This window comes from Xanthomonas sp. SHU 199 (assembly GCF_000364665.1).
GTDB lineage: Bacteria > Pseudomonadota > Gammaproteobacteria > Xanthomonadales > Xanthomonadaceae > Xanthomonas_A > Xanthomonas_A sontii.
In genome coordinates, this window is the sequence record NZ_AQOI01000080.1 from 1 (window position 1) to 5226 (window position 5226).

Sequence of the window (5226 nt, forward strand, 5' to 3'; positions counted from 1 at the left end):
TGTGCGCTGCGGCGGGCCTGTTGGCGATGCTGTGGGTGGCGCTGGGTGCGGCGCGTGCCGACGCGATCAGCGCCGAACAGGCTGCCGGCCTGGTGTTCCTGACCGTGGCCCTGCTCGAGGTCTGGGCCGGGGCCGGCCTGGCCTGGCAGGCGCTGCAGTCCGGCCGCGTCGCCGCGCGGCGCCTGCAGGCGATCGCCGGGCAGGCGCCACCGGTGCTCGACCCGGCGCATCCGCAGCCGCTGCCGGCCACTGGCGAGGTGCAGTTCGACGACGTCGTGTTCGCCTGGCCGGGCGAGGCGCGGCGCGTACTCGACGGCGTCTCCCTGCGCATCGCCCCGGGCGAGCGCATTGCCATCTCCGGCGACAGCGGCAGCGGCAAGACCACCCTGTCGGCGCTGCTGCTGCGGCTGTGGGATCCGCAACAGGGCAGCGTCCGCTACGCCGGCACGGATTTGCGCGAGGTGGCCGAGGCACAGTGGCATCGCCGCGTCGCCTGGCTGCCGCAGGGCGCGCCGGTGTTCGCCGGCAGCGTGCGCGACAATCTGCGCCTGGGCGATCCCGCAGCCGACGATGCGCGGCTGCAGCGGGTGCTGACCGACGTGCGGCTCGACGCCTGGCTGCACGAAGTCGGTGGCCTCGACGCCTGGCTCGGCGAAAACGGCGCCACCATGTCCGCCGGCCAGGCGCGGCGCCTGGCCCTGGCCCGCGCCCTGTTGCGCGAGGCACCGCTGCTGGTGCTGGACGAACCCACCGAAGGCCTGGACGTGGACACCGCGCAGGCGCTGCTGCGCGACCTGGCGCAGGCGCTGGGCCAGCGCAGCCTGCTGCTGATCAGTCACGATGTGCTGCCCGATGGGGTGGTGCATGTGCGTTATCGGTTGCAGGACGGGCAGCTCGTGCGCAGCGTCGAAGCGTCGGGCGATGACACGGTGTGAGACACGCGCAGCGTGACTGGTCACGCGTGGCGCACGTGTGCCACGAATGGCGGCGACCTCCAAGCACGCACGTCGCAGAACGATGGCAACTGGGACGAGATTCTCTGATGGTATACAACGCGCCGTCAGTGTCGGCCTGTGAGACGTCACCGCTCTAGAATTTCGCGACGGTCGGTGATGCGGAACGAACACCACGAAGCGGTAGTCAGTTTCTTTCCGGATGACCGGGCGACAGGGGGTTGCCCATCAGAGAAAAGGAGTTTCACTTATGTTTGGAACAATGTTCGCGAAGAAACGGCTGTCGGCCCTGGTGCGCTTGGGGGTGATGGCAGGGCTGGCGCTGAGCGGCGCGGTGCACGCACAGGCGCTGACCAACGATCCGCTTTCGGCGCAGCAGTGGACGCTCAATGCGATCCGTGCGCCGCAGGCCTGGGCGCTGGCCCCGTCGGGTGGGGAAAAGATCCGTGTGGCGGTGGTTGACACTGGATACTCCGAGCATCCGGATATCAACTGGGCGAAAGATGGCGCTGGTCTCGCGACTTACTGGGATGCGACCGAGGCGCTAGATGGCAATGGTGAAGACTCTAGATACATCGGCTCCGGTGCGCATGGAACTCATGTCATGGGTATCGTGGCGGCCCGAACCCGGAATGGTGAGGGTGTCGCCGGAGTATGCCCGCAGTGTGAAGTCCTTTCGATCAAGACATCGCTAACCGATGCGAGTATCGCCGACGGCATCCAGGTGGCGGTGCAGTCTGGTGCGCGCGTGATCAATCTCAGTTTTGCCCAGGCAAATGTCTCGTGCAGCAGTAGTGGCAATTACAAGCTTACCCGCGCCGCGATTGCCGGCGCGGTGGCTGCCGGCGTACCTGTGGTCGCGGCGGCGGGTAACCACAATACGCCCGCTATCAAATACGACAATGAGGGAGTACCAGAGTCTCGGGTGGATGTGGCAAATGTCAGTCCAGCGTCCTGTCCCGGGGTGATCTCCGTAGGTGCCTCCCTCGGCACGCCGCAAGAGCCTAACGTGGAAGCTCCGTACAGCAATGGTGGTGCATCGCTGACGTTGACGGCGCCGGGTGGAGGAGCGACCCGAGAAGATGGTGTGTTCGGTGCGGGAGAGGGCGCCTGTCCCATTTTGAACAATGTAGGAAACAAGGGCGTAAGCACCAGCAGAGTGGGTGTGATGTCGGCTTGGGCCGAGGGCACTGGTACCCAATGGGTGCATTGCTATCGCTTTCTGAGTGGCACTTCGATGGCAACACCTCATGTCAGTGGCGTCATCGGACTGATGCTCTCAGCCAACCCGTCGTTGAGTCCCGCCCAGATCACAAGCATTCTGCAGGCTTCGGCAGGTCCGATGGTATGTCCCTCCGGTGGCTGTGGCGCAGGTCTGCTGAACGCCGAAGCCGCCGTCAGTGCCGCACGCAGTGTCGCCGGTCAGGGCATGTCCGCTGGCGCGTGCCGTTACAACGTACCTGGCAAGTCGGGACATGCGCAGTGCACTCTGGATAGCATGGATGTAGCGCCGGATGGCACCGAGACCGTCACCGCTTACGGCCACGTGTGGAAGTTTGATGCTCAGGGCTTGCCGGTCACGCTTCCTGTGCCGCTCAGTAGCTCTTCGGTTTACGCGGGAGGCAACGGACCGTGCACGACCCAGTTCGTCACGCGTAAAAAGCCCTGCAAGTTTGATACCCGCGCCGAAGTGAACTACCCGGGTGTGGGCTATTTGGAATCCATTACCGCCTATGGCCGTTACTGGAACTTTGACGCTAACGGTCAGCCATTCGGCCCGCAGGGTGGAGCGCTGCACGACGTACCGCGATACGCTGCCGCCAATGGGCCGTGTTACCAGAAAACCCAGAGCAATCCCTGCGTATTCGACACGCGCTCGCTGGTCGTGTTCCCGGAATGGGGCGGTCTGGTCGAGTCGGTCAACGCGTACGGGCAGTACTGGATGTGGGATGCCAACGGCAATCTGCTTGCTTCCGGTCCGTTGCAGAGCGTTGCGCGCTATCAGCAGATCTGCAACTACGGTCCGGCGGGTACGCCGTGCAAGTTCGATACGCGTGAGCTGAAGAGCAATCGGCATGAGGTGATCACCGCCTATGGCCGCTACTTCGAGTTCAATGGCGAGACACTGATTCAGAACACGGCGTTGGCGGACATGGCGCGGTTCAACTGATTTCACCGTTGCCGGCGTTCTGCTGCAACGATCGGCGAGAGTACGGCAAAGGATCTGCCGTGCTCTCGCTCCTGTTTTTCTAGTTCCGTGTGTCGCCAGCGTTTCAGTCGGTCCGTGCGTACGGCCGTGGCAGCGGTTACGCGCGGGGGATCTGCCAGGTGCGACGTGTTCGGAGGGAAATCAACTCACTGAGCGGGATGCATCTTGAGGTAAGTCCATCTCGACTTGCCGATGGCGGCATCGCCAGGCACCGCATGATGGAGTGGTACGGGCAGTACGCCGCACCACTCACAGCGCATCCAGAAACGCCCGCACCGCCGGCCCGAACCGCGCGAAATCGACCAGGAACGCATCGTGGCCCTGCGGCGAATCCAGCCCCAGGAACTGCGCCTGTGCGCCGCCGGCGCGCAGGCCGTCGGCGATCTGTTGCTGCTGCTGCACCGGAAACAGGATGTCGGTGTTGGCGCCGATCGCCAGCGCGCGCTCGATCTGGATCGTGGCGATGCCGGCCAGCACGTCGCCGCCCGCAGGTTCGGCCAGGTCGAACCAGTCCATCGAGCGGCTCAGGTACAGATAGCAGTTCGGGTCGAAGCGGCGCACGAAGCGGCGGGCGTGGCCTTCCAGGTAGCTCTCGACCTGGAATTCCAGGCCGAACGGATCGTCGTCGGTCTGGTCCGAGTCCAGCCGCACGCGGCCGAAGCGGCCGTCCCATTCCAGCGCCGAGCGGTAGGTGATCACGCCCAGCTTGCGTGCCATGCGCATGCCCGACTCGGGATAGGTGGCCTCGTCGTAGTCGCCGCCGTTCCAGTTCGGGTCCAGGCGGATCGCCTCGCGCTGCAGCGAGCGGATCGCGATCGAGAACGGCAGTGCCTGCGCGCTGCCGGAAATATTGATGTGGCTGCGCGCCAGGCCTGGATGCCGGTGCAGCAGCGCCAGCGCAGTCATGCCGCCCATCGAGTTGCCGATCACGCAGGCCAACTGCGCGATGTTCAGTGCCCGCACCACTTGCGCGGCGGCGTCGGCACCGTCCTCGATCGACAGCTCCGGGAAGCGCAGGCGATACGGCTGGCCGTCGTCCGGATGCGGCGAGGCCGGGCCGGTCGAACCTTTGCAACTGCCCAGTGAGTTCACGCAGATCACGAACCAACGCTGGGTGTCGATCGGCTTGCCCGGGCCGAGCATGCCTTCCCACCAGCCTGGCGTGGGATCGTCGGCATTGGCTGCGGCATGCGCGTCGGGCGAGAGCCCGGTGACGATCAGGACCGCGTTGTCGCCCGCGGCCGACAGCGTGCCCCAGGTTTCGTAGGCGACCCGCGCGCCATGCAGCTGGCCGCCACGTTTCATCGGGAACGGCGAGGGCAGGGCGAGGAAGCGGCTGCCGGGCGGGATGAATTCGGTCATGCGCCGATTCTAGCCGCGCGATTGCGCATCCGGCGTATGCGGGGTGCGGGATGGAGCGTGTCGGGCCGCAATGGCGTCCGTGAGTGACGCCGGGCCGGATCTACTGCGCGTCTGATCATTCGCTTCCACCGCGATCCAGTCCGACACGCTGTTGCCTCGTGGGAGCGGCTTCAGCCGCGACAGGCCTCCAGGTAGAGCGTGTCGCGGCTGAAGCCGTTGCTGCAACGACGTTTCGCATTCTTGCTGGCGTCTTGTCCTGGTCGCGACCGGACGGTCCCGATCAGCCACGGTCGCTCCCACACGACTGCTTGCGCTACGGCTTGCCGATCACCAGCTCCACCGGCGCGGTCGCCGGCAGGGTGACCGTCACCGGCGCCGATTCCAGATCGCCGTCCTGGCGCATGGCATTACCGCTGGCCGACAGCCGCGCGATCACCTGCACCTGCTTGAGTTGCGAGAGTTTCTGCGTCGGCATCGGGCTGTCCGCGTCGCTCAGCGTCACCCGCAACGGCAGCGCCTGCAGCGGATGTTTCTGCACCGCCACCGGCATCGGCGGGCCGCCCGGCACGCGCGCGATCACGAATACGCTGGCGTCGCCGCGCAGGCGCACGCGGGCGGCGAACGCCGGGTCCAGCGACACCGCCACGGTCAGGCCGGCGGTCGCCGGCGCCTTGTCAGGCTGCGCCGTGGCGCCGTCAGCGG

At 66.1% G+C, this 5226-nt stretch carries 4 protein-coding genes; 2 read left to right on the forward strand and 2 right to left on the reverse strand.

The window, feature by feature from the left end; translation table 11 throughout:
• A partial coding sequence (locus D183_RS23960) for an amino acid ABC transporter ATP-binding/permease protein (RefSeq protein WP_017907870.1) occupies positions 1-935 on the forward strand: 935 nt, incomplete at its 5' end.
• A gap of 280 nt (positions 936-1215) precedes the next feature.
• Positions 1216-3123 carry a S8 family serine peptidase gene (locus D183_RS26290; RefSeq protein WP_157835172.1) on the forward strand — a complete coding sequence of 636 codons (1908 nt, stop codon included), beginning with the start codon at positions 1216-1218 and terminating at the stop codon, positions 3121-3123.
• 288 nt (positions 3124-3411) lie between these two features.
• On the opposite strand, the gene metX is transcribed toward D183_RS26290, so the two are convergent.
• Together metX and D183_RS0104095 are read right to left on the reverse strand one after the other, a co-directional pair.
• Entirely contained in the window at positions 3412-4524 is a 1113-nt protein-coding gene (gene metX, locus D183_RS0104090) for a homoserine O-acetyltransferase MetX (protein WP_017907872.1), read from the reverse strand.
• Positions 4525-4837: 313 nt separating this feature from the next.
• On the reverse strand, positions 4838-5226 hold a 389-nt coding region (locus tag D183_RS0104095; protein ID WP_017907873.1), incomplete at its 5' end, for a c-type cytochrome biogenesis protein CcmI/CycH.